Source organism: Ensifer sp. CCNWLY38 (assembly GCF_037120565.1).
Taxonomy (GTDB): Bacteria; Pseudomonadota; Alphaproteobacteria; order Rhizobiales; family Rhizobiaceae; genus Ensifer; species Ensifer adhaerens_H.
This window is the reverse complement of the sequence record NZ_JBBBBO010000007.1, coordinates 293,354-316,425: the sequence shown is the minus strand read 5'-3', so window position 1 is coordinate 316,425 and position 23,072 is coordinate 293,354. Positions and strand designations below refer to the sequence as shown.

Annotated in this window: 18 protein-coding genes; 5 read left to right on the top strand and 13 right to left on the bottom strand. The window is 63.1% G+C overall.

Annotation, left to right across the window (positions count from 1 at the left end; all coding sequences use genetic code 11):
- Nucleotide 1: 1 nt before the first annotated feature.
- The 8 genes from V7S54_RS17485 to V7S54_RS17450 form a co-directional block, all read right to left on the bottom strand.
- Complete coding sequence (locus tag V7S54_RS17485) at nucleotides 2–1,618, bottom strand: monovalent cation/H+ antiporter subunit D (protein WP_065375442.1); 1,617 nt, start codon at nucleotides 1,616–1,618, stop codon at nucleotides 2–4.
- A complete protein-coding gene (locus V7S54_RS17480; protein WP_034787081.1) occupies nucleotides 1,611–1,958 on the bottom strand; it encodes a Na+/H+ antiporter subunit C in 348 nt (115 codons plus the stop codon). The genes V7S54_RS17485 and V7S54_RS17480 overlap by 8 nt, the downstream gene beginning before the upstream one ends.
- A complete protein-coding gene (locus tag V7S54_RS17475; RefSeq protein WP_065375441.1) occupies nucleotides 1,958–4,864 on the bottom strand; it encodes a monovalent cation/H+ antiporter subunit A in 2,907 nt (968 codons plus the stop codon). Before V7S54_RS17475 ends, V7S54_RS17480 begins: the two co-directional genes overlap by 1 nt.
- 329 nt (nucleotides 4,865–5,193) lie before the next feature.
- A complete protein-coding gene (locus V7S54_RS17470) occupies nucleotides 5,194–7,833 on the bottom strand; it encodes a bifunctional diguanylate cyclase/phosphodiesterase (protein WP_065375440.1) in 2,640 nt (879 codons plus the stop codon).
- A gap of 135 nt (nucleotides 7,834–7,968) precedes the next feature.
- The gene (locus V7S54_RS17465; protein ID WP_057254536.1) at nucleotides 7,969–8,154 is read right to left on the bottom strand and encodes a DUF3008 family protein; all 186 of its coding nucleotides are present in this window, start codon (nucleotides 8,152–8,154) and stop codon (nucleotides 7,969–7,971) included.
- An 84-nt stretch (nucleotides 8,155–8,238) separates the two neighbouring features.
- Complete coding sequence (locus V7S54_RS17460) at nucleotides 8,239–9,858, bottom strand: cisplatin damage response ATP-dependent DNA ligase (protein WP_065375439.1); 1,620 nt, start codon at nucleotides 9,856–9,858, stop codon at nucleotides 8,239–8,241.
- Between the two features lie 3 nt (nucleotides 9,859–9,861).
- Nucleotides 9,862–10,872 carry a ligase-associated DNA damage response exonuclease gene (locus tag V7S54_RS17455; protein ID WP_065375489.1) on the bottom strand — a complete coding sequence of 337 codons (1,011 nt, stop codon included), beginning with the start codon at nucleotides 10,870–10,872 and terminating at the stop codon, nucleotides 9,862–9,864.
- Between the two features lie 88 nt (nucleotides 10,873–10,960).
- Nucleotides 10,961–11,914 carry a nucleoside hydrolase gene (locus tag V7S54_RS17450; RefSeq protein WP_065375438.1) on the bottom strand — a complete coding sequence of 318 codons (954 nt, stop codon included), beginning with the start codon at nucleotides 11,912–11,914 and terminating at the stop codon, nucleotides 10,961–10,963.
- Nucleotides 11,915–12,289: 375 nt separating this feature from the next.
- Here V7S54_RS17450 and V7S54_RS17445 point away from each other — a divergent pair, with 375 nt between their 5' ends.
- A complete protein-coding gene (locus tag V7S54_RS17445) occupies nucleotides 12,290–12,949 on the top strand; it encodes a hypothetical protein (protein ID WP_336408638.1) in 660 nt (219 codons plus the stop codon).
- 97 nt (nucleotides 12,950–13,046) lie between these two features.
- On the opposite strand, the gene lysS is transcribed toward V7S54_RS17445, so the two are convergent.
- Together lysS and gltX are read right to left on the bottom strand one after the other, a co-directional pair.
- The gene (lysS, locus tag V7S54_RS17440) at nucleotides 13,047–14,543 is read right to left on the bottom strand and encodes a lysine--tRNA ligase (protein WP_336408639.1); all 1,497 of its coding nucleotides are present in this window, start codon (nucleotides 14,541–14,543) and stop codon (nucleotides 13,047–13,049) included.
- Between the two features lie 10 nt (nucleotides 14,544–14,553).
- Nucleotides 14,554–16,011 carry a glutamate--tRNA ligase gene (gene gltX, locus V7S54_RS17435; protein WP_065375436.1) on the bottom strand — a complete coding sequence of 486 codons (1,458 nt, stop codon included), beginning with the start codon at nucleotides 16,009–16,011 and terminating at the stop codon, nucleotides 14,554–14,556.
- A 256-nt stretch (nucleotides 16,012–16,267) separates the two neighbouring features.
- Here gltX and V7S54_RS17430 point away from each other — a divergent pair, with 256 nt between their 5' ends.
- Both V7S54_RS17430 and V7S54_RS17425 read left to right on the top strand, forming a co-directional pair.
- Nucleotides 16,268–16,615 carry an ArsR/SmtB family transcription factor gene (locus V7S54_RS17430; RefSeq protein ID WP_058325288.1) on the top strand — a complete coding sequence of 116 codons (348 nt, stop codon included), beginning with the start codon at nucleotides 16,268–16,270 and terminating at the stop codon, nucleotides 16,613–16,615.
- 224 nt (nucleotides 16,616–16,839) lie between these two features.
- The gene (locus tag V7S54_RS17425) at nucleotides 16,840–17,220 is read left to right on the top strand and encodes a VOC family protein (RefSeq protein ID WP_065375435.1); all 381 of its coding nucleotides are present in this window, start codon (nucleotides 16,840–16,842) and stop codon (nucleotides 17,218–17,220) included.
- 238 nt (nucleotides 17,221–17,458) lie between these two features.
- Here the strand turns inward: V7S54_RS17425 and V7S54_RS17420 are convergent, their stop codons facing one another.
- From V7S54_RS17420 to V7S54_RS17410, 3 genes are all read right to left on the bottom strand, one after another.
- The gene (locus tag V7S54_RS17420) at nucleotides 17,459–18,208 is read right to left on the bottom strand and encodes a TerC family protein (RefSeq protein ID WP_058325287.1); all 750 of its coding nucleotides are present in this window, start codon (nucleotides 18,206–18,208) and stop codon (nucleotides 17,459–17,461) included.
- A gap of 112 nt (nucleotides 18,209–18,320) precedes the next feature.
- Nucleotides 18,321–19,160 (bottom strand): AraC family transcriptional regulator, encoded by an 840-nt coding sequence (locus tag V7S54_RS17415; RefSeq protein ID WP_065375487.1) that lies wholly within the window; start codon nucleotides 19,158–19,160, stop codon nucleotides 18,321–18,323.
- Nucleotides 19,161–19,271: 111 nt separating this feature from the next.
- Complete coding sequence (locus V7S54_RS17410; RefSeq protein WP_419178168.1) at nucleotides 19,272–19,898, bottom strand: TetR/AcrR family transcriptional regulator; 627 nt, start codon at nucleotides 19,896–19,898, stop codon at nucleotides 19,272–19,274.
- Nucleotides 19,899–20,127: 229 nt separating this feature from the next.
- Between V7S54_RS17410 and V7S54_RS17405 the strand changes: the two genes are divergently transcribed.
- Together V7S54_RS17405 and V7S54_RS17400 are read left to right on the top strand one after the other, a co-directional pair.
- Nucleotides 20,128–21,336: an HlyD family secretion protein gene (locus tag V7S54_RS17405; RefSeq protein ID WP_065375433.1), complete on the top strand. Its 1,209-nt coding sequence runs from the start codon at nucleotides 20,128–20,130 to the stop codon at nucleotides 21,334–21,336.
- A 55-nt stretch (nucleotides 21,337–21,391) separates the two neighbouring features.
- Nucleotides 21,392–22,981, top strand: coding sequence for a DHA2 family efflux MFS transporter permease subunit (locus V7S54_RS17400; RefSeq protein ID WP_065375432.1), 1,590 nt, complete (start codon nucleotides 21,392–21,394; stop codon nucleotides 22,979–22,981).
- Nucleotides 22,982–23,072 lie beyond the last annotated feature (91 nt).

Here is a 23,072-nt window from a genome sequence, read left to right as displayed (position 1 = left end):
GCTATTGCCCTCCCGCCCGAGGTGCGGTGAGTACGCGTTCTGCATAGCCTGCCGGGTTCAGAAGCGAGTCCGCCGTCGCCTGCATGTAGTGCATCGTCGGGCCGGCCTGCACGCTGAGGTATATGCAGGTGGCGAGCAACACGACGACGGGTGTGATCTCGATGACGACCACCCGCGGCACGGTGTTTTCAATCGACGCCCAGAAGGTGCGGATGCCGACGCGGTTCATGGCGATCATCGCGGCGAGACCGGAGACGATCAAGAGGGTGACATAGGTCCAGTCGGCTGCGGAAATCGCCGGAGCGGTTTCGGTTCCCGACAGGCCGAAAAGACCGCCAAGGATCGCGAATTTGGCGACGAAGCCGGAGAGCGGCGGCAGGCCGGCAAGCAGCAGGGCGCAAAGGCAGAAGCAGAGGCCGAGGATCGCCATGGTGCCGGGGATCGCGGCGCCGACCACTTCTTCCTCCTCGTCCTCGTCGGCATCGCCGTAGGCCTCCATCGTCACCGCCAGAACGTCGGCGCCGGCGTCACGGCCGCGCTCGACCAGTTCGATCAAGAGGAAGAAGGCGGCGATCGTCAGTGTCGAGCTGACGAGATAGAACAGAGCACCGGCAATCATGCTCGGGTGGCCGAGGCCGATTGCGGCAAGCAGGGTGCCGGAGGAGACCAGCACCGAATAGGCGGCGAGCCGGCCCATTGCCTGGGAGGCCAGTACGCCGATCGCGCCGAAGGCGATTGTCAGCAGGCCACCCAGAAGCAGGATCGGCTGCCCGAAACCCGCCGACGCGCCGGCACTTGCGCCGAACACCAGCAGCGAGAGCCTGAGGATGACGTAAATGCCGACCTTGGTCAGGACCGCGAAAACGGCGGCGACCGGCGGTGTCGCCGCCGAATAGGCTGTCGGCAGCCAGAAGCTCAAGGGCCACATGCCGGCCTTCACCAGGAAGGCGACGCCGAGCACGCCCGCTCCGGCCTCGACCATCTGGCGGTCATCCGGCGAGAGCGTCGCCAGTTTCATCGAGAGATCGGCCATGTTGAGCGTGCCGGTCGCGCCGTAGATCAGGCTGACGCCGATCAGGAAGAGCGACGAGGCGGCGAGGTTAATCGCCACGTAGTGCAGGCCCGCCTTGACGCGGAGCGGCCCGGAGCCGTGCAGGAGCAGGCCGTAGGATGCCGCCAGCATCATCTCGAAGAAGACGAAGAGGTTGAAGAGGTCGCCGGTCAGAAACGAGCCGTTGAGACCGGCGATCAGCAACTGGAACAGCGAATGGAAGTGATGGCCCGCCGTGTGCCAGCGGGCGATCGAATAGGCCTGGGCGGCAAGCGCCAGTCCGCTCGTCAGGCACAGCATCAGTGCCGAGAGGCGGTCGAGCACCAGCACGATGCCGAACGGCGCCGGCCAATTGCCGAGCTGATAGACGCCGCTGCCGGCGGGCGCGCCGTCCATCGAGGCGATGCGCATCAGCACCATCGAGAGGATGAAAAGCGCGAGCGTCGAGACGAAGCCCATCACGCCCTTCACCATGCGGTTGCGCTCGTCGATCGGGATCATCGCGGCGCCGACCATCAGCGGCAGCAGGATCGGCAGGATCAGCAGGTGGTGCACCCAGTTAGTCATGGCGCTGCTCCCGGCCGTCGACGTGGTCGGTGCCCGTGAAGCCGCGCGAGGCGAGCAGCACGACGAGGAAGAGCGCGGTCATGGCAAAGCCGATGACGATCGCAGTGAGAACGAGCGCCTGCGGCACCGGATCGGTGAAGCGGCTGAGGTCGCCGACGCCGCCGGGTTCCAGCACCGGCGGCGCGTTCACGCGAAGGCGCCCCATGCCGAAGATGAAGAGGTTGACCGCATAGGAGAGCAGCGAGAGGCCGATGATCACCTGGTAGGTGCGCGGACGCAGCAGCAGGTAGACGCCCGATGCGGTCAGCACGCCGATCGCGGCAGAGAGGATGATCTCCATTAGCGGGCCTCCTTTCCGCTCCGCGTGGCGCGGGCATGGGCACGCGGCGCACGGATCGACTGATGGGCGAGCGCGATGAGGATCAGCACCGTTGCGCCGAGCACCAGCGAGAAGACGCCGAGATCGAAGAACAGGGCGCTGGCGAGCGGGAACTTCCCGACGATCGGCAGCGTCACGTATTGCGAGTGCGAGGTGAGGAACGGATAGCCGAAGATCCAGGAGCCGATGCCGGTGGTCGCGGCGACCAGCAGACCAATGCTCATCCAGCGCAGCGGATGGATGCGCAGCCGCTCCTCGACCCAGCGGGTGCCGCCGGACATGTATTGCAGGATGAAGCCGATGGACATGGCAATGCCGGCGGCAAAGCCGCCGCCCGGCAGGTCATGGCCGCGCAGGAACAGATAGGCGGCGAGCATGCCGATGACCGGGAACATCCAGCGCATGATCACCGAAGGCACGAACAGATACTCGGCGACGCTGTCGCCCTTGCTGCGATCCGGGTGGTCGTCGTCGAAGGCGTTCTGGACGCGCTGCTGTTCCGGTGCCTCCAGGCTGTCGGCCTGCGGGCGGAAGCGCAGGAGCAGGGCGAAGACCGTGAGCGCGACGATCGCCAAAACGGCGATTTCGCCGAGCGTGTCGAAGCCGCGGAAGTCGACGAGGATGACGTTGACGACATTGGTGCCGCCGCCTTCCTTGTAGGCGCGCTCGAGGAAGTAGCTGGCGATCGTCTCGGGCATGGGCCGCGTCATCATCGTATAGGCGATGAGCGCCACGCCACCGCCGGCTGCGATCGCCAGCAGGAAGTCGCGCAGGCGGCGGAAGCGGACCTTGAGCGAAAGCAGCTCCGATTCCTGCGTATCCTCGATACGCTTCGGCAGCCAGCGAAGACCAAGCAGGATGAGGACCGTCGTGACGATCTCGACGAGGAGTTGAGTCACGGCAAGGTCCGGGGCCGAAAGCCAGACGAAGGTCAGGCAGGTGGTGAGACCGGCGCCGCCAAGCAGGACGAGCGCGGCGAGCCGATGGAATTTTGCCAGCAGCGCCGCACCGATCGCGCAGGCGGTGCCGACCGCCCAGAGCAGGGCGAAGGCCGGATCGATGCTGCGAACGAGAAGCGGCGGCAGCTCGTATTGGCTCAGAAGCAGCGGTAGCGCACCGGCGGCGACGGCGATGAAGACGAGGAAGCGCATCTGCGGCTGCAGCCGCCGGGTGCCGAGTCGTTGTTCGAGCGAACGCGCCCATTTCCAGGAGAGCGTCACGAGCACGCGCTCGAAGATGCGCTGGCCGTGCAGCAGGCGGAAGATCGGCGGCCCCTCGATGCTGGTCGCAAGGTAATTGCGCATCAGGAAATAGAGGCCGACGCCGCCCGCCAGCGCCACGAAGCTCATGATCAGCGGCAGGTTCCAGCCATGCCAGACGGAGAGGCTGTAGTATGGCGTGCTGGCACCCAGGATCGATACGACCGCCGTGTGCAGGAACGGACCGATGGTGATCGCCGGAATGATGCCGACGACCAGGCAGGCGAGCACCAGGAACTCGATCGGCACGCGCATCCAGCGCGGCGGCTCGTGCGGCACCTTCGGCAGATCCTCTGGCGTCTTGCCGAAGAAGACGCTGTGGATGAAGCGCAGCGAATAGGTGACCGCGAACATGCCGGCGAGCGTCGCGACATAGGGCGTCATCGTGTCGAGGAAGTTGGCCTGGTGCGTTTCGATCGCCTCGGCGAAGAACATTTCCTTCGAGAGGAAGCCGTTCAGAAGCGGAACACCAGCCATGGCAGCGCTCGCGACCATGGCGAGCACCGCCGTTCCCGGCATGTAGCGGACCAGCCCGCCGAGATTGCGCATGTCGCGCGTTCCGGTCTCGTGGTCGATGATGCCGGCCGCCATGAACAGCGACGCCTTGAAGGTGGCGTGGTTGACGATGTGGAAGACCGCGGCGACGGCGGCAAGCGGGCTTCCGAGGCTCAAGAGCACCGTGATCAGGCCAAGATGGCTGATAGTGGAATAGGCCAGCAGGCCTTTGAGGTCCTGCTGGAAGATGGCGAAATAGGCCCCGAGCAGCAGAGTGGAAAGCCCGGCAAGGCCGACGATCCAGAACCAGGCTTCGGTACCGGCCATCACAGGCCATAGGCGCACGAGCAGGAAGACGCCTGCCTTCACCATGGTTGCCGAGTGCAGGTAGGCCGAGACCGGCGTCGGTGCCGACATCGCGTGCGGCAGCCAGAAATGGAACGGAAACTGCGCGCTCTTCGTCAACGCGCCGAGCAGCACCAGGATCAGCACCGGCATATAGAGCGGCGAGTTGCGGATCAGATCGCCCGACGCGAGCACAACGTCGAGATCGTAACTGCCGACGATGCGGCCCATCAGCAGGAGGCCGACAAGCATGCAGAGGCCGCCGGTGCCGGTAACCGTCAGCGCCATGCGTGCGCCGTCGCGGGCGTGCGCGTTGTGGTGCCAGTAGCCGATCAGGAGGAACGAAACGATGCTCGTCAGTTCCCAGAAGACGGCAAGCAGGATGAGATTGCCTGAAAGCACGACGCCGAGCATCGAGCCCATGAAGGCAAGAAACAGCGCCAGGAAGCGCGGCACCGGGTCTTCCGCGGCCATGTAATAGCGGGCGTAAATCACGACGAGCACGCCGATTGCCGTCACCAGCACCGTGAAGAGCCAGGCGAAGCCGTCCATCCGGAGCGTGAAATTGAGGCCGAGTTCAGGGAGCCAGGCGATGTCGTAGCGCAGCACGCCGCCCGAAGTGACGAAGGGATAGAGGCTGGCGGCGACGAGGAGACACAGGAGCGCGATCGTTCCTGCGAACCAGGCCGTCGCACCGCGTTGATCGGGCGGAAAGAAGATTGCAAGGAGGCTTCCCGCAAATGGGGCGAGAATGAAGACAGAAAGCAATTTTCCCGCGTATTCGATCGTACCGTTTCCTTCGTCCGGGTTTCATGGAGAGCGGGCACCAGAGCGCCGTGCTTTCAAAAGAATGCACAAGGGACGCACCAGGATGTTGAATCTAGAGCATCTTTTCCGCTTCAGTGGGTTGCCCTTGAAGCGGGACGCCCTAGAGGCCCGAAAGGGCGGTCGCATCAGCGACTGCCGCAGGTGATGCCGCCGATCCCAAGACGTGGCGGCAGGCAATTGTTTTTATGGCGATTCGCGGCAAAGCTGCCAAGCCTTACCGGTGCGAAAAATGCACGCATCGTGTTTTTTGCAGCAGGCCGGCGTGCTTGTCAGGCCGCAAGCCAGCGGCGCTCGAAGGCGAAGGTCGCGAGGTCGTTGGCGTTCATCGGCCGCGCGAAGGCATAACCCTGCAGCCCGTGGCAGCCGAGTTCCTTCAGGATATGGGCATGCTCCAGCGTCTCGACGCCTTCGGCGATCACCTCGATGCCGAGCGACGTGCCGATATCGATGATCGATTCGACGAGGCGCTTTTCGGCCGGCGAGTCGAGGATCGGCAGGACGAGCTGGCGATCGATCTTCAGCCGCCGCGGGGTCAGCTTCAGAAGGCTCAGGATCGAGGCATAGCCGGTGCCGAAATCGTCGATCTCGATGTCGATGCCGAGCTCCTTGATCCGGCGGATGTTGGAAAGCACGGTCACGTCGCTCTCGTCAAAGGAGATCGATTCCAGGAGTTCGAAGGACAGGCGGCCCTTAGGAATCTGCAATTGTTCGAGACGATCGATCAGGTTTTCATCGTGAAGCCGCGCATAGGATAGATTGACCGAGACCTTGGGAATATGGATGCCGCCCGCCTCCCAGCGATAGATCTGGAACAGCGCCTGTTCCAGGATTGCCTGGTCGATCGACGCGACCACGTTGATGTCTTCTGCCGTCTTCAGGAAGGTATGCGGGCCGAGTAGTCCCTTGGACGGGTGATCCCAGCGCGCCAGCGCTTCGACACCTGTTATGTCGAGGGATCGCGGGCAGAACTGCGGTTGGAAATGGGCGATGAACTCGTTGTGCTCCAGCCCGCGAAGGATCTCGTCGGCCGTCTGCTTAGTCTTGAAAACGGCCGTCTTCAACTCACCGGTGAAGGTCTCGTGCCGGTTGCGGCCGCGGCGCTTGGCTTCGTAGAGCGCAATATCGGCATTGACCAGCACGTGCGACAGATCATCCGTTGCCTTGGCCTGGGCAGCAATGCCGATGCTGACGCCGATGCGGCACTCCTGGTCCTTGTAGCGGACGGGCACGCTCATCGCCTCGATGATGCGGGATGCGAGTGTGGCGTCCGGTTCCATCCCGCCATCCTGGCGAACGATGACGAACTCATCGCCGCCGATGCGAGCAACGAAGTCCCTGGCATCCGCATTGCCACGGAGCAGCTCGGCGGCATGGCGCAGGATCTCGTCGCCGGCGGCGTGGCCGAGCGTATCGTTGATCTGCTTGAACCGGTCGAGATCCATGTGGAAGATGCTGAGGCGAGCCTCCGGCGCGAAATGCCGGTTGCGCTCGGCCAGGACCTGATCGAGGAACCGGCGGTTCGGCAGGCCGGTCAGCGGATCGTGCAGGGCATTGAATTCCATGCGGTGGCGCGCAGCCTCGAGTTCGACGCTGTGTGCCTCGGCCATGCGCTTGGCTTCAAACAGGGTTTCGCGGGTCTCGAAATCGGCGGTGACGTCCCAGTTGACCCCGACGACCTTCCGCATGCCATCGGCGCCGATATAGGCCGAGCCGATCGCGCGAATGTGGCGCAAACTGCCGTCTGGGAGGCAGATGCGGAAGTCCGAGTTGTAGCCGTCGCCCGTCTCGAGCGCTTCTGCGAACTCGGCCTCGGCGCGCTGGAGATCGTCGGAATAAAGGGCGCTTCTCCAGTCCTCATAGGTCTCGCGGGTGGAGTCGGCGCGACCGTAGAGTTCGCGCATCCGGTCGTCCCAAATCAGCTTGCCGCTCGCAATATCCAGCTCCCAAATGCCGATCTGCGAGGAGTCCAGCGCGATCTTCAGGCGATGGGAGAGCTCCTGCAGCTGCGCCTTGCTGTGCCTCAGCGCGCGGATGTTCATCTGCCGCTCGCTCATCAGGCGACCGGTCAGCACCATCGGCAGGATGATCATCAGGCCGCCGAGAACGATCAATCCGCGGATGAACCAGGCATTGCCGGCCGTCGTCGGCCAGCCGCCCCTGGGAACGGCTGCGATGCGCCAGGAGCCGCCGGGCAACAGCACGGTCATCCCGACCGGCGAATGCTTGAAGATCGCGGGGTCGCCAAAGAAGACCTGCCCTTCCGCGCCGGTGCCGTCGCGCCCGGCTATGGCGATATCTATGCCGGGCTGTTCGGAAAGGAGGCCGCTGTCACGATAGAGGCGGTCGATGTCGATGATGGCGGAGACGATGCCCCAGAAGCGATTGCTGCCGCCGCCGGCGTCGATCATTACCGGGAAGCGGCCGATGAGCCCACGTCCGCCCTGGACGAGGTCCACCGGGCCGGCAAGCACCATCTGCCTGGTGTTCTTGACGCGCATGACGGCAGCGCGCTGCAACTCGTTCTTGCGGTAATCGAGCCCCAGCGCCTTCTCATTTCCTTTGAGCGGGTAGACGAGCGAGACGACGAGGTTCGGCGCGGCAGCGATGCTGCGCAGTTGCGAGCGTTCGGTAAAGATGCTGCGCGAAAGGGCGGCGAAGCGCTTCTGATCCATGCCCGGCTCGGTGACGAGCGTGCCGATCAAGCCGCGCACGAGCTGGATATTGCCGTTGACGTTGGCTTCGAGCTTGGAGCGGATGGGATTGAGCTCTTCGGCGACCCGTGCGCGCAAGCGCGCCTCGGCCACCACCTGGTTCTGATTGTCCGCCAGGATGCCGGCCACCAGGACCACGAAAGCCGCGATGACCGCCGGAAGGTAGCTTGGCGTTAAAACCCTGGAGAGCCTCTTCATTCCGAGGTTGAAAGCATGTCTGGCAGGCACAAATCACCCCGGCGGCACGCGAATGGCTGTGTATCGACCCGGATAATCCCAAAAGGGTCTTAATAATTCTTGTTTTAGTCAGCTCTTTTATTCGAGGTTTCGCACTCAACCGCCCTTGCGCTCGGGTAGCTTCTTCCGCTTGGTCTCGGCGAGTTCCTTGAGTTCGCCTTCCGTCATGGATTTTTCCATCTCGCGGGACGCGCCCTTGAGACTGGACTTCTTGGTCTCTCCGCGTTTTGCGGCCAGGGCCGCACCGGCTGCCTTCTGCTGAGCCTTCGATTTGGCTGGCATGGAACACCACCTTTCGGTTGATAGCCCCCTCCCAACGCTCAGCTGTCGCCGGGGTTCCGAGATTTCCGGATGAATAGGGCGATGCTACGCGCCTTCCCGGGCTTCGATCATGGCCTGCAGTGTCTCCAGCCGATCGGCGTCGCGCGGCAGCTTGTCCTGTCGCAGGCGGGCAATGCGGGGGAAACGCATCGCGACGCCGGATTTGTGCCGGGTCGAGCGGTTGATGCCTTCGAAGGCGACCTCGACGACGAAACCGAAATCGGGCTCGGCCCTGACGGCACGGACGGGCCCGAAACGGTCGGTCGTGTTGTCCCTGACGAACCGGTCGAGAAGCTCCAGCTCGGCGTCGGTGAAGCCGAAATAAGCCTTGCCGACCGGTACGAGCGTTTCCTTCCCGTCGATGACAGTCCAGACGCCGAAGGTGTAATCGGAATAGTAGCTCGAGCGCTTGCCGTGGCCGCGCTGTGCGTACATCAGCACCGCGTCGATATTGAAGGGCGCACGCTTCCACTTGAACCACGGACCTTTGACACGGCCGGGCGTATAGGGCGAATCGAGCCGTTTCAACATGATGCCTTCGATGACTGGATCGGGCGGGTCGGCGCGCAGCCGGTCAAGCTCTTCCCAGGAGGAGAACGGCACCAGCGGCGAGAGGTCGAAGTGTTGTGGCGCAGCACTTTCCACAAGATCGGCAAGCATTGCCCTTCGTGTGACGAAGCCTTGTGGGCGAACGTCCTCCTCGCCTGAAAAGAGAATGTCATAGGCGCGGATGAAGGCCGGGTAGGCCTCGATGAGCTTGTGGCTGACAGTCTTGCGGTTCAGGCGCTGTTGCAGGTCGGCGAAGCTTCGGGTTGCGCGATTGGTGCGCGCCGTGCCGCCGACGAGCAGTTCGCCGTCGATGACGCCGGTGAAGTCGGCGGCCTCGAGCACGTCGGGAAAGGCGCCGGAAATTTCGTCGCCGCTGCGGGAATAGAGGCGGCGGACGCCGCCGATATTGGCAAGCTGTACGCGGATCCCGTCCCACTTCCATTCGGCCGCGAAATCCCTGGGGTCGAGCGCGTCGAGATCGCCCTCACCGACGGGATTGGCGAGCATGACCGAGTGGAAGACCGCCGGCGTCGAAAGCTCGGGCTTATCCGCCTCGCCTAAGAGCCAGCGGAAGAGCGGCAGATAGGGCGGCGACAGGCCGTGCCAGAGCGTCTCGATCTCGGCGACATCCTTGCAGCCCATGTCGGCGAGCGCCTGTTTGGCGAGCTTCGCCGATACACCGATGCGCAGGCCTCCGGTCACCAGCTTGAGGAAGGCGAAGCGCGCCGAGGTGTCCAGGTGGTCAAGCATGTCGCGCACGACGCTGCGCACGTCGGCGCGCCCGGTCATCTGCAGGCGCTCGATGGCGGCACCCAGCGGGATGTCCGATTGAACCGTACCAACCGGGGGTTCCCAGACCAGCGAGACCGTCTCGGCGAGGTCGCCGATATAATCGTAGGAATATTGGAAGAGCACCGCGTCCATGCGTTCGAGCAGCAGGTCCCGGATCATCGCCGGCTTGACCGTGTTCAGCGACAGCGTACCGGCGATCGCCGCGAGCGCGTAGCCGCGGCTCGGATCCGGCGCCGTCCGGAAGTAATCGGCAAGCAGGCGGATCTTGGCGTTGCGCTGGGGGCTCAGGACGAGACGGTCGAGCAGTTCGGCGAAGGCGTGCATCCGTCACTGTCCCTCGTCGTCGTAGCCGACGAGATGCAGCGGGCGGGCGGCGATGCCTTGCAGCTCGCACCAGCGCACCAGTGCTTCTTCGCGGCCGTGCGTGACCCAGACTTCGCCGGGAGCAATCTCGGTGATCGTCTCAGTCAGATCCACCCAGTCGCAATGGTCGGAAATGACCAAGGGCAGCTCGACGCCGCGCTGTTTCGCTCTTTGGCGGATCAGCATCCAGCCGGAGGCGAAAACGGCGATCGGATCGGCGAAGCGCCGCGACCAGCGGTCGGCGAAGGCGGCGGGCGGACCGATCACGATGGTCCCTCTGAAGTCCTGCTTTTCGTCGGCGGCAAGTGTTGCCGGATGGAGTTCGCCGAGATCGATGCCCTGGCTCTGGTAGTAGTCGCACAGCCGCTGCAAAGCGCCGTGAATGAAAATCGGCTGGTGGTAGCCCTCTTCGCGCAGGAGCGCGATGACGCGCTGAGCCTTGCCGAGCGCATAGGCGCCGACCACGTGGGTCCGTTCGGGAAACTGGGTGAGCGAGGTGAGCAGCTTGCGCGTCTCGGCCCGGTCGTCCGGGTGATGGAAGACCGGCAGGCCGAAAGTGGCCTCGGTGATGAACACGTCGCAGGCGACCGGTTCGAAACCGGCGCAGGTCGGGTCCCGTCGTCGCTTGTAGTCGCCGGAGACGACGATGCGGATGCCGTTGGCACGCACCGAGATCTGTGCCGAGCCAAGCACGTGGCCGGCGGGATGGAAGCCCACCTCGACACCGTTCAGCGTCAGCCTTTCCCCGAGTTCGACCGCCTGGCTCGTGCCGCAGAAGCCATCTCCGTAACGAATGCGCATGATGTCGAGGGTTTCGCGGGTGGCGAGCACCTGGCCGTGGCCGGCGCGGGCATGGTCGGAATGGCCATGGGTAATGAGCGCCCTTTCGACCGGCTGCACCGGGTCGATGTAGAAATCGCCAACCTGGCAGTAGAGACCCTTGGGGGCGGGATAGAGCAGGGCGTCCGGTTTCATGGACATAAAGATAGCCGGCGAACGCGCGTCCGCCAGCCATCTTGTTCAAGTTTTTCAAGGCACGACATCGGTCGCGCCTCGAGCAGATTCAGCCGTTCAGGACAAGCGTGTCGCTGATGAGTTTCAGCGTGCGGGCGGCATCGATGTCGATGCAGGCCTTCTGGCTCGGCAGATTGTCCCACGGGCTCGGTGGGAAGAGCCTGTTGTCGGGACTCTGAATCGTCTGGCCGTCGGCAATGCCGCCGCAGACGACGCGGATCGATCCGCTTCTGACAGTGAAGAGATCGGGCGCCACGACATAGGCGCAGGCGCAACTGTCATGCACGACCATGCCATCGGGCACATGCTGCTCGTAGAAGGTGACGTAGAACTTCGAGATGTCAGCAAGCAGCTTGCCGGCTTCGCCGCCGCGCTCGGCAATGTCGGCGATCATCGCCTTGGTCATCACGGTCTGGGTGGTGACGTCGAGGCCGACGACGGTGACCGGCCACGCGGCCGTCATCACCACGTCAGCGGCTTCCGGGTCGCCGTGGATATTGGCTTCGGCAGCGGGTGTGATGTTGCCGTTGACGTCGAAGGCGCCGCCCATGATGACGACTTCGCGCACGAGTGCGGCAAAATCCGGATCCTCGCGCAGCGCCAGCGCCAGGTTGGTCATGCGGCCGACGGCGATCAGCGTCACTTCGCCCGGATGGGCGCGGACCGTATCGATGATGAAGCGGTGCGCCGGGCGCGGGTCGATCGGCAGATCGACGGTCTCGGGGACATCGATGTTGCCGAGGCCGTCGTCGCCGTGGATGAAGGTCGGCCAGCCGACATGCGGACGGTCGGGGTTGAAGGTCTTGTCGAGGCCCTTGGCAACCGGTGCATCGATGCCCCACTCACGCTTCAGGAACAGCGCATTGCGGGTAGTGGTTTCGACCGAGGCATTGCCGAAGACGGTGGTGATGCCGATCAGGTCGATGGCCGGATGACGATGCAGGAAAAGCAGCGCCATCGCATCGTCGATGCCCGGGTCCGTATCAAAGATGACTTTGTGCATTGCGTTCTTCTTTTCTTGTTCTTGTGTTTGACGGCCCGCAATGGAGGCAAGATGGCTGTGAAAGTCAATCTCCCTCCCGGGCGCCTGGGCCGGGACCGAGCGCGTTCCTGGCCGGTTTCTGCGGGAGCGTCGCTGCACGGGCAGACATGGCAGGCTCCCTCACATGGATGGGAACGGCCCATCCAGTGTCAGCCGGGAGGTCCTGTCATGCATAGGCTGGTACTCGTTTCCATGATCGTCATCGCCGCGGCGACCGCGTTTGCCGCTGCCATCTCCGCAGCAGCTTAAACTTTCCGAAAGGTGGCGCGCCTAATGTTGAGGCGCGCCCTTTCGGGCTTTTCTGCAATTCCTGGATATGACGGCGGAGTCACCCTCGTGAAGGCTATCCTCGGCAAGTTTCGGCCATCGAAGAGACTGCTCGTCATCCTCGCGGCCGCTTTCGGCGTTTCGGCCGCATCCGGCGGGGCCGCTGTCTATGTCAGCGGGGACGCACTGATGGCGGGGCTTTCCAAGCCGAACACCTCAGGTCTCGAATGCACGATGCTGCGGACCCTCAAGCTCAGCCATAACGGCCAGCGCTGGATCCGCATGCACGTCAAGACCGATCGCGCCGACGGCGAGGCACGCATGCGCACGGCCCTGCGCGTGGTTGGCGCGCTGGCGAAGGCCGAGAGGGCCGAACTCTATCAGGTCGTCGTGCTCGACGCGGCCGGCCCGGAGGATCGGGCGCAGGTTCGCGGAGCCGCAATCGGCGCGGAAGTGCTTTTCGCTCCTGGTCCGCAGAGCGTGCCTGGAATAAGCGAAACGTTCCGCGCTTCCTATAATGCCGGCACGGCGAATCCCGCCGGCGCATTTCATGGCAAGACCGTCGATCTCTCGATGGATGAAATCCGCACGATGATGGCGGCGATGGACGATCACTCGTCGTGCATCGATCCGTCTGCGGATCCGGCCGAAGCCAAGACCGCCGACGTGGGCGGTGCCGAACATGCGGCCGAACCGGCTGAAACGGCAGAGGCGCCTGCCGGGCACTGAGAGGCACCGCCTCTGGGCAGTCGGACAGTTCTTCCCAAAATGAAAAGGCCCGACGCGGGTGCGGCGGGCCCTCGTGTTCGTGGCAATGCGACCTTGATCAGTCAGCCTTCTGGCGGCGCGCCGGGAAGAGGATGACGTCGCGGATCGACGGCGCGTTGGTCAAGAGCATGATCAGGCGGTCGACGCCGATGCCGAGGCCACCGGCCGGCGGCATGCCCTGGTCGATCGCATCGAGGAACTCGTCGTCGAGCTGCTTGGCCTTTTCGCCGCGCGCATGCGCCTGTTCGAGCTGCTCGACCATGCGGGCGCGCTGCTCTTCCGGGTCGTTGAGTTCGGAAAAGGCGTTGCCGAGTTCCCAGGCGTTGCAATAGGTCTCGAAACGCTCGACCAAGCGCGGCTCGCCCGGCACTTCCTTGGCGAAGGGCGAGATGTCCTTCGGGAAATGCGTGACGTGGGCCGGCTGGATCAGCGTTCCTTCGACCTTTTCTTCGAAGATGAAGGCGAGGCACTCGCCCCAGGTCCAGTCTTTCTCGACTTCGAAGCCGGCAGCCTTGGCGGCGGCGCGGGCTTCTTCGTCGGTCTTCATCGCCAGGAAGTCGATGCCTGTCGCTTCCTTGACGGCGTCGGGCATCGGCACGCGACGGAACGGACCCTTGAAGGAGATTTCCTTGTCGCCGTAGGCGAATTCGGTCGAGCCGTGGATCGCCAGGGCCAGCTCGGCGAACAGCCGCTCGACGAGGTCCATGATGTCCTCGTAGTCGGCATAGGCCCAGTAGCACTCCATCATGGTGAATTCCGGATTGTGCCGGGTGGAGACGCCTTCGTTGCGGAAGTTGCGGTTGATCTCGAAGACCTTGTCGGTGAGACCAGAAACCAGCGTGCGCTTCAGGTACAGTTCCGGCGCGATGCGCAGGAACATGTCGAGCTTCAGCGTGTTGTGATGCGTCTTGAACGGCTCGGCGGTAGCGCCGCCATAGACCGAGTGCAGCATCGGCGTTTCGACTTCCATGAAGCCGTCGTTTTCCATGAAGCGGCGGATACCGGAAACGATGCGGCTGCGCTGCTGGAAGCGCAGCTTCGATTCCTCATTGGTCATGATGTCGAGGTGGCGCTTGCGGTAGCGAATTTCGATGTCGGAGAGGCCGTGCCACTTCTCGGGCATCGGCAGCAGCGACTTCGTCAGCATGGTGATCGCCTGGGCGTTGATCGTCAGCTCGCCGCGCTTGGTACGGCGCACGACCCCGGTAACGCCGATGATGTCGCCGATGTCGATCATCGGCAGCAGGCCGCGGGCCTCTTCGCTCGTCACGTCCTTGTGGCTGAAGATCTGAATCTTGCCGGAGGCGTCATGGATGTCCATGAACATGCCGGAGTTGCGCGAGGAATAGACGCGGCCGGCAACGGTCACGACATCCTGCGTCTCGGTGTCCGGTTCCAGGCCTTCGTACTTGGCGGTGAGTTCGGCATTGCTCATCGTCCGGTGGAAATGCGCCGGATAGACGTCGCCGATCTGTTCGCGCAGCAGCTTCAGCTTCTGTGCGCGGACTTCCGTTGCGTCGGAGGAGAGGCCAGTCGTCTCGGTCTTGTCGTTCATCGTGCTCTCCTTACTTTCCGCTGCCGACCATGGAGGCGACCACCTGGGCGGCAACCTTCAGGCGCTGGCGTACCACGGCGCGGCCCAGGATTTCCATGCTGTCGAACAGCGGCAACGAGCGCTGCGAGCCGGAAACCGCCACAAAGAGCGGTGCCACGATGACCTTCAGCTTCTTGCCCATGCGCTCGGCGACCGCGCGCAGTTCCGCTTCGATCGACTCCTTGTTCCATTCGAGGATCTTTTCGAGATCCGGCTGAACGGTGTTCAAGACTTCGAGCAGTTCCTCGGGCGTCGACTTGACGCCGGCAAAGGCCGCCGGCTGCAAGCCGAGGTCGGACTTGAACAGGAAGCTTGCGAGATCCGGCAGTTCGCCGAGCTTCGAGATGCGCGACTGGCTGAGCTTCAGGCCCTGCTTCAGACGGTCGTTTTCCATCGCCCAGGCAAGGACGCGGGCGGCGAACTCGTCTTCCGAGAGCTTTTCGCGGATCCAGCGCGCGTTCAGCCAGTCGAGCTTCTGGATGTCGAAGATCGCGCCGGCCTTGGACAGGTTCTCCGGATCGAACTTTGCCGCGAGCTCGTCGATCGTCAGCAACTCCTCGCCTTCGGCGATCTGGATGAAGAACAGGCCGAGGAAGTTCATCAGCGCTTCCGGCAGATAGCCGAGCGCGGTGTAATAGGAGATCGACGTCGGGTTCTTGCGCTTCGACAGCTTCGACTTGTCGGCATTGCGCATCAGCGACAGATGCATGAACTTGGGCGGCTCGAGGCCGAGATACTGATAGATCAGGATGTGCTTCGGAACGGAAGCCAGCCACTCCTCGCCGCGGGCGACGTGGGTGATCTTCATCAGATGGTCGTCGACGACATTTGCCATGTGGTAGGTCGGCATGCCGTCGGCCTTGAGCAGCACCTGCATGTCGACGGCATCCCACGGGATTTCCACGTCGCCATAGACGCCGTCGTTAAACTTGCACGAACCCTCGGTCGGGATCTTCATACGCACGACATGCGGCTCGCCGGCGGCAACGCGCGACGTCACTTCTTCGGCCGTAAGGTTGAGGCAAAGGCCGTCATACTTCGACGGCTTGCCGGCGGCGCGCTGGCTCTCGCGCATCTGCTCGAGCCGCTCGGGCGTGCAGAAGCAGCGGAAGCCGTGACCGTTCTCGACGATCTTCTCGACATAGGGGCGATACATGTCCTTGCGGTCGCTCTGGCGGTAGGGGCCGTAGGGACCACCGACATCAGGACCTTCAGACCATTCGAGCCCGCACCATTTCAGCGCGTCCAGCACCTTCTGTTCGAACTCCGGCGTCGAGCGGGTCGCATCGGTATCTTCGATGCGCAGGATGAACTCGCCGCCGTGCTTCTTCGCGAAGAGGTAGTTGAACAGAGCGATATAGGCCGTGCCGACATGCGGCTCGCCGGTGGGGGAGGGTGCGATGCGTACCCGGACTGCTGAATTTGCCATGGTCTTTGCCCGTCTGACGTGCTTTTCGCCCCTTGCCGGAAATGAAATCCGACCGCCGGGGCGCGCATTTTATGGGAAGGAAAGGCCCGCAAGGGTGCCGCAACAGCGGTATCGGCAGGCTATTCCAGTCGGCTCGCGTGAGACCATAGAACACCGGTCATGTCAACGGAAAGTGGATCACGCCGGTTTTTGTTGACACTGCCGGCCACCGGCGATAATGAACCAAAAGGTTATTTAACTGAAAGGTTTTTTAGAAATGCCGGAAGATCGCTTGTCGACGACGCTCTCAGCTCTGGCCGACCCAACGCGAAGGGCGATCCTCGCCCGTCTCGCCCTCGGAGAGGCCTCGGTCGGCGAACTGGCGGAACCCTTCGCAATGAGCCTGCCGGCAGTGTCCAAGCATCTCAAGGTTCTCGAACGCGCCGGGCTGATCAGCCGCGGCCGCGAAGCGCAATGGCGCCCGTGCCGGCTCGAGGCGGCGCCGCTGAAGGACGTCAATAGCTGGCTCGACAGCTACCGACGCTTCTGGGAGCAGAAGTTCGATCGTCTCGACGCCTACCTGCAGGAACTCCAGCACATCGATCCGGACGCCGGGAAGAACTGATCGCCATTCCATCTTCCGTGTCCGGCCGTTCTGCGGTAAGCAGAATGCGTCGAAAAAGGCAGGACCGGATATGGTAAGCCCGGTCCCTTCGGTTTTCTAACGAAGCTCTGCTCGAACGTCCCGTTCGAACCCACGACGTGGTTCCGATGCAATCGCATCGGTCCGCGGCGGGGTATGCATATCGACGCAGTCCGCCGCGTTTCTCGAACACGGAGACTGTGAACATGCGACTGAATCATATCGACCTCTATAGCCCCGTCGTTGCCGAAACGGCTTCCTTCCTCATCGATCACTTCGATCTGACGCTGGTCGAAAAGCGCGGCAAGGACGCCTTCTATCGCTTGACGGATGGTTGCGGCCTGGTGCTCGTCGTCAGCCCGCCGATCACGGCACTTGGCGGCGGCGACCAGTTGAACCTCGGCGCCCAGACCTACCACATCGGCTTCCTGCTGCCGGCGCGGGCTGAGGTCGACGACGCCTACCGGCGGGTGCGCGGATCCGGCGTCCAGGTGATCGCACCGGAGGACCGGCACGGCGCCTATGTCTTCTATGTGGTCATTCCCGGCAACATCCTGGTCGAAGTCGGTCATCGCGCGGACGTCTGAACCGGACCGGAGGTCAGCGGAACGTTTCTTCGGGAGATGCGTTGTCCAATCAGAAGGCGCGGAGCCAGCCACTGGCATGACTCAGCGAAAGATGAGGAACGATCCTGTTTTTCGCTGATGGCTCGCGGTTGACGGCCGGTCGGTTCGGCCCCGCGTCTTCGTGAACTCCCGCAAACAAGAAGGCCCGCATCGGCGATGCGGGCCTTTTGGTGATGAGAGGGCCTCTGCGCCCAGCTTGTCAGTTGAGCTTGCCGGCTTTTCTGAGGCGGGCGTTGCGGGCGACCATGTTGAGGATCTCAACGAGCGCCGAGAAGGCCATGGCGGCATAGATGTAGCCCTTCGGCACATGCAGGCCCATGCCTTCGGCGATCAGCGTCGTGCCGATCATCAGGAGGAAGGCGAGCGCCAGCATGACGATCGTCGGGTTCTTTTCGATGAAGTTGGCGAGCGGATTGGCGGCGACGAGCATCACGGTCACGGCGGCAATCACGGCGATGACCATGATCGGCAGATGCGGCGTCATGCCGACGGCGGTGATGATGCTGTCAACGGAGAAGACAAGGTCGAGCAACAGGATCTGAGCGATCGCAGCGCCGAAGCTGTTGATCGCCGAAGACGCGATGAAGTCCTCGCCATGATCGGCCGGATCGACATTGTGGTGGATTTCCTTGGTCGCCTTCCAGACGAGGAACAGGCCACCGGCAATCAGGATCATGTCCTTCCAGGAGAAGCCGTGGCCGAAGGCCTCGAACACCGGCGTCGTCAGCTTGACGATCCAGGCGACAGTACCGAGCAGGGCAAGGCGCATGACGAGCGCGAGACCGATCCCGATGCGGCGGGCCTTTTCGCGATGCTCGAGCGGCAGCTTGTTGGTGAGGATCGAGATGAAGATCAGGTTGTCGATGCCGAGAACCACCTCCATGACGACAAGCGTGACGAGGGCGACCCAGGCGGCGGGGTCTTGGGCAAGCAACAGGATATCCTGCATCGGCGATCTTCCTTTGTGGGTGGCGCGTCGTCGCGCAAGAATCGCCGAAAGTATTTAAGAAACATCGCGGAGGTGACAAGCGCCGCCGCTATTTGCGGCGGCGCTTTACCGTTTACGATTTGATCGGAATCCACAATTCCACGACGCCCATGCCCGAATGTGGGTCGAAGCGCTCGTCGTAGCGTTCGATGAGATCAGGCGTTTCGCCGTGCTGAAGTCCGGACTCGGGCAACCAGGTGCCGAAGACATGGTCCGCGGTCTTGGCGATCGCGGAGATGTGGCCGCGGTGCAGGAAGACGGCATAACGCTGCTTCGGCAGCTTCAGCGTCGAAAAGCCCTCGGGCAGTTCGTCGGTTTCGCTGACTTCCGCGGCTGCCATGTAGCGGAAGGTTCCGGCCTCGCCATTGCTTTGGGTGCAGACACCATAGGCGATGTCGCCCTTCTGGCCAGGTATGTTGCCGAAATGGCGGTTGAACCGCTGCCAGAGCGAGGGGATGCCCTCGGTGCGACTGTAGGCATAGGTTTCCGCCAATCCTGCCAACAGCAGGGGCGGACTGTCTTCGAAGCGCGGCGGGTCGATCTTGAGAAGGCGGGTATCGTCCATCCTGATAGGCTCCATCAGTTCGATGTTTCGAACGTGCCTTTGCTTGCGCACCGTCTCGGGCGTCACGCCGAACTGGTCGCGAAAGGCGCGAGTGAAAGCCTCGTGCGAGCCGTAGCCCGCTTCGAGGGCTACCGAAAGAATGCTGAGGGAACCATCGGCTAGCGCTGAAGCGGCATCGCTGAGGCGCCGGCCGCGAATATAGGCGCTGATCGAGCGGCCCGTGACCAGCCCGAAAACGCGCGAGAGATGGAAGCGCGAGAGGCCCGCGGCCCCGGCGATCTCATCCAGCGATATGTCCTTTGCGAAATGGCTCTCGATGAACCAGACCGCCCGTCCGATGGCACTCATCATCACTCCTTTGGCAGCGCCCTGGTGATAGGGTCTTGCCGGAAGGCGCGCTTGATCGCAATTGCTGGATTGTAACGCCCGACGACTGGGAAGAGTTCGGCGCCAGCCGAGCTATTTCTTCGGTCCGTAGGCGGACATGAAGACGCGGACGGCCGCGGTCACCGTCGCCTCGATCTGTTCCTTGGGCGGTGCGGAGCACATGCCGCCGAACAGGCGATGCTTGAAGAGCCCGGCCTGCGCCATTTCGATGAACTGGCGGGCGGCCATCTCGGTGTTGTCGATATCCAGGGTACCGGCAGGAACCTGGCGGTCGAGATAGGCCTTGAGCACGGTATAGCCGTTTTCCGGCGCCTCGCTGAAGAAGCGCTCGGCCAGATGCGGCATGCGATCGATCACGCCGATCACCATGCGCATGGAGCGGATCGTTTCTTCGGCCGTCATGCTGGTCGTCAGCGTCACGCCGAAATCGTAAAGCGATTCTTCGACGTCGTCGTGATCGTTGAGCGCGTGCTTGGCGGTCTGGACCACCCGGGTCTTGCCCTTGATGATCAGCGCCTTGAACAGGTCTTCCTTGTTCTCGAAATAGACGTAGAGCGTGCCCTTGGAGACGCCGGCCTCACGGGTGATGTCGTTCATGCTGGCAGCGTCGAAACCCTGGCTCAGAAAGGCGCGCCGGGCACCTTCAAGGATCTGCTCGCGCTTCGCGGGGTCCTCGCCGGCGGCGTGGCGGCCGCCCATCGAAAAGAGATCTTCGTCCTGGCCGACATTCGGCTGGATCACGTCCTGGGTTCCGGTCTTCACCGTGCTCATGGTGGTTGCTTGTTTCCGTCCTGCTTGCATTAAATTTCAGTCATCGAACCGCGTGGTTCGATTTCCTCTTGATATGCGACCAGAAAGGGCTTATGTCAAGCTCGATCGAACCGAACGGTTCAGTTCGTTCAGCAATCTTTAACCAGGCCGGTGCCCAATGTCCGCATCCAACACATCCAGCGCTGCTCGCGTCCGTCCAGTCGACGAGAATTTTGAAGTGCAGCAGGAAACCGCGCTTGAGGCAAAATCGCCTGCTGCGGAGCAGGCCGCTGTCCAGGCTCCCGCAGAAGCGGCGCAGCCGCCGAAGAAGGCGCGCAAGCCCATCGTTCCGGTGCTCGGTTTGGCGCTTCTCGCCGCCAGCGCCTGGTTCGGCTATGACTGGTGGACCAATGGTCGCTTCATGGTCTCGACCGATGACGCTTATATCGAAGGCGACATCGCGACGATCTCGCCCAAGGTTTCCGGATACGTCGCCAAGGTCGATGCCGTCGCCAACCAGAAGGTGAAGGCCGGCGACCCGCTCGTTACCCTCGACGACGGCGATTATCGCATCGCTGCCGAGCAGGCCGAGGCAAAGATTGCCACCCAGAAGCTGGCGCTCAGCCGTTTCGATGCGCAGATTGCCGGTGCCAAGGCGAGCCTGGCCCAGTCCGAAGCGCAGAAGAAGGCTCTCGAAGCGACGGTGCGCGGCGCCGAGCTTGCGCAGAAGCGCGCAAGCGACCTCCAGTCCAAGGCCGTTGGCACCGTCGCTTCGCTTGACAACGCCGATGTGGCGCTTGACCAGGCACGGGCGAACCTTGCCGGCGCCGACGCCAATATCGCCGCCGCCAATGCGAGCATCACGGTTCTCGGAGCGCAGCGCACCGAAGCTGAAAGCGAGATCCGCTCGCTCGAGCTTGCGCGCGACAAGGCCAATCGCGACCTCGGCTTCACCGTCCTGAAGGCGCCCTATGACGGCATCGTCGGCAACGTCGCGGTTCAGGTCGGCGATCTCGTTTCTGCCGGCCAGCGGCTCGCTGCCCTCGTTCCGGTCGACCAGCTCTACATCGACGCCAACTTCAAGGAGACCCAGATCGCGCATCTGGTGCCGGGCTCCAAAGTCAAGGTCCATGTCGACGCCTATGAGGATCACGCGATCGAAGGCACCGTCGCCTCGATTTCGCCAGCCTCCGGTTCGGTCTTCTCGCTGCTGCCGGCGGAAAACGCCACCGGCAACTTCACCAAGGTGATCCAGCGGGTGCCGGTGCGCATCACGCTGCCGGCAGACGTGCTGGCCGAAGGACACCTGCGTGCGGGCCTGAGTGTCGTCGTCGACGTCGACACGCGCACGGCGCCGGATCAGACCAAGGTCGCCGCCACCAAGTAATCAGGCCCAAACGCCGGCGCGCCTTGAGGGCGCGCCTTTGCAAGGAGTGGCTGAGATGGCCGCAACGGCAACAGCAGGTTCGGTGGCGGCCGCCGCACCGAAGGTCGAGGAACATATGGATCCGAAGAGGCTGATCGCCTTCTTCGCCATGGTCGTCGGCATGTTCATGGCCATCCTCGACATCCAGATCGTCTCGGCCTCGCTCGCCGAAATCCAGGCGGGCCTGTCGGCCGGCTCGGACGAGATCGGCTGGGTGCAGACCTCCTATCTCATTGCCGAAGTCATCATGATCCCGCTTTCGGGAACGCTGGCGCGTATCGTCTCGACGCGCGTCTTGTTCTCGGTTTCGGCGGCAGGCTTCACTGCGGCGAGCGCGCTTGCGGCGACTGCCACGAACATCGACCAGATGATCGTCTATCGCGCCATCCAGGGCTTCATCGGCGGCGGCATGATCCCGTCGGTGTTTGCGGCCGCCTTCACCATCTTCCCACCGTCGAAGCGCAACATCGTCTCGCCGATCATCGGCCTGATCGCGACGCTGGCGCCGACGATCGGCCCGACGGTCGGCGGCTATCTCAGCCACGCGTTCTCCTGGCACTGGCTGTTCCTCGTCAACGTCATCCCCGGCATCATCGTCGCGACGCTCACCTGGACTTTCATCGACTTCGACAAGCCGGAACTCAGCCTGTTCAAGAAGTTCGACTGGTGGGGCCTGGCCTCGATGGCGATCTTCCTCGGCGCGCTCGAATATGTGCTGGAAGAGGGCAACACCAACGACTGGTTCAATGACGACCACATCGTCATCGGCGCGGTCGCTTCGGCAATCGCCGCCGTCATATTCTTCTATCGGGCCTTCAAGGTGGAGTTCCCGGTCGTCGACCTCCGGGCCTTTGCCAACCGCAACTTCGCCTTCGGCTCGATGTTCTCCTTCGTCATGGGCATCGGCCTCTATGGCCTCACCTATCTCTATCCGCTCTATCTCGGTCGCATCCGCGGCTACGATTCGCTGATGATCGGCGAGACGATGTTCGTCTCGGGCCTTGCGATGTTTTTCACGGCGCCGGTCGCCGGCATCCTCTCGGGCAAGCTCGATCCGCGCGTGCTGATGACGATCGGTTTTACCAGCTTTGCCGCCGGCACCTGGATGATGGGGCATCTGACCGCCGACTGGGACTTTTACGAGTTGTTCATCCCGCAGATTCTGCGCGGCGTCGGGCTGATGCTCTGCATGGTGCCGATCAATAACATCGCGCTCGGCACCATGCCGCCGGCGCGCATGCGTGGCGCTTCTGGTCTTTTCAACCTCACCCGAAACCTCGGCGGTGCGGTGGGGCTCGCGGTCATCAATACGATCCTGACCCAGCGCCAGGACTTCCACTACGCGCGTCTTGCCGAGCACGTGCAGTGGGGCAACCCGGAGGCGATGGAGCGGTTCAACAACATGGCCGCCAACTTCAACGCCCATGGTCTCGACGGCACGACGATCGCCGTCAAGCAGCTTGCCGCCATGGCGCAGAAGCAGGCGATCATCCTGTCCTTCGGCGATATCTTCGTGCTTTTGACGGTGCTGTTCCTGTCGCTGATCTTCGGTGTGATGATGATCAAGAAGCCGCAGGGCGCCGGCCCCAGCGGCGGCGGTCACTAGAACAAAGAGGACGATGGGTCGAGGCGGCCCATCATCCTTTACCATGAGAGGCAGGTAGCCGGGCGAGCGCCCGTCTTTCCTCGTTTCCATC

Bases quoted from the DNA above. Each gene is read 5' to 3' on its own strand.
- V7S54_RS17470 (WP_065375440.1), bottom strand. From the start codon at position 7,833: ATGAAGAGGCTCTCCAGGGTTTTAACGCCAAGCTACCTTCCGGCGGTC.
- gltX (WP_065375436.1), bottom strand. From the start codon at position 16,011: ATGGCAAATTCAGCAGTCCGGGTACGCATCGCACCCTCCCCCACCGGC.
- V7S54_RS17450 (WP_065375438.1), bottom strand. From the start codon at position 11,914: ATGCACAAAGTCATCTTTGATACGGACCCGGGCATCGACGATGCGATG.
- V7S54_RS17485 (WP_065375442.1), bottom strand. From the start codon at position 1,618: ATGACTAACTGGGTGCACCACCTGCTGATCCTGCCGATCCTGCTGCCG.
- V7S54_RS17400 (WP_065375432.1), top strand. From the start codon at position 21,392: ATGGCCGCAACGGCAACAGCAGGTTCGGTGGCGGCCGCCGCACCGAAG.
- V7S54_RS17405 (WP_065375433.1), top strand. From the start codon at position 20,128: ATGTCCGCATCCAACACATCCAGCGCTGCTCGCGTCCGTCCAGTCGAC.
- V7S54_RS17410 (WP_419178168.1), bottom strand. From the start codon at position 19,898: ATGGGCGGCCGCCACGCCGCCGGCGAGGACCCCGCGAAGCGCGAGCAG.
- V7S54_RS17420 (WP_058325287.1), bottom strand. From the start codon at position 18,208: ATGCAGGATATCCTGTTGCTTGCCCAAGACCCCGCCGCCTGGGTCGCC.
- V7S54_RS17465 (WP_057254536.1), bottom strand. From the start codon at position 8,154: ATGCCAGCCAAATCGAAGGCTCAGCAGAAGGCAGCCGGTGCGGCCCTG.
- lysS (WP_336408639.1), bottom strand. From the start codon at position 14,543: ATGAACGACAAGACCGAGACGACTGGCCTCTCCTCCGACGCAACGGAA.
- V7S54_RS17460 (WP_065375439.1), bottom strand. From the start codon at position 9,858: ATGCACGCCTTCGCCGAACTGCTCGACCGTCTCGTCCTGAGCCCCCAG.
- V7S54_RS17415 (WP_065375487.1), bottom strand. From the start codon at position 19,160: ATGAGTGCCATCGGACGGGCGGTCTGGTTCATCGAGAGCCATTTCGCA.
- V7S54_RS17425 (WP_065375435.1), top strand. From the start codon at position 16,840: ATGCGACTGAATCATATCGACCTCTATAGCCCCGTCGTTGCCGAAACG.
- V7S54_RS17480 (WP_034787081.1), bottom strand. From the start codon at position 1,958: ATGGAGATCATCCTCTCTGCCGCGATCGGCGTGCTGACCGCATCGGGC.
- V7S54_RS17430 (WP_058325288.1), top strand. From the start codon at position 16,268: ATGCCGGAAGATCGCTTGTCGACGACGCTCTCAGCTCTGGCCGACCCA.
- V7S54_RS17455 (WP_065375489.1), bottom strand. From the start codon at position 10,872: ATGAAACCGGACGCCCTGCTCTATCCCGCCCCCAAGGGTCTCTACTGC.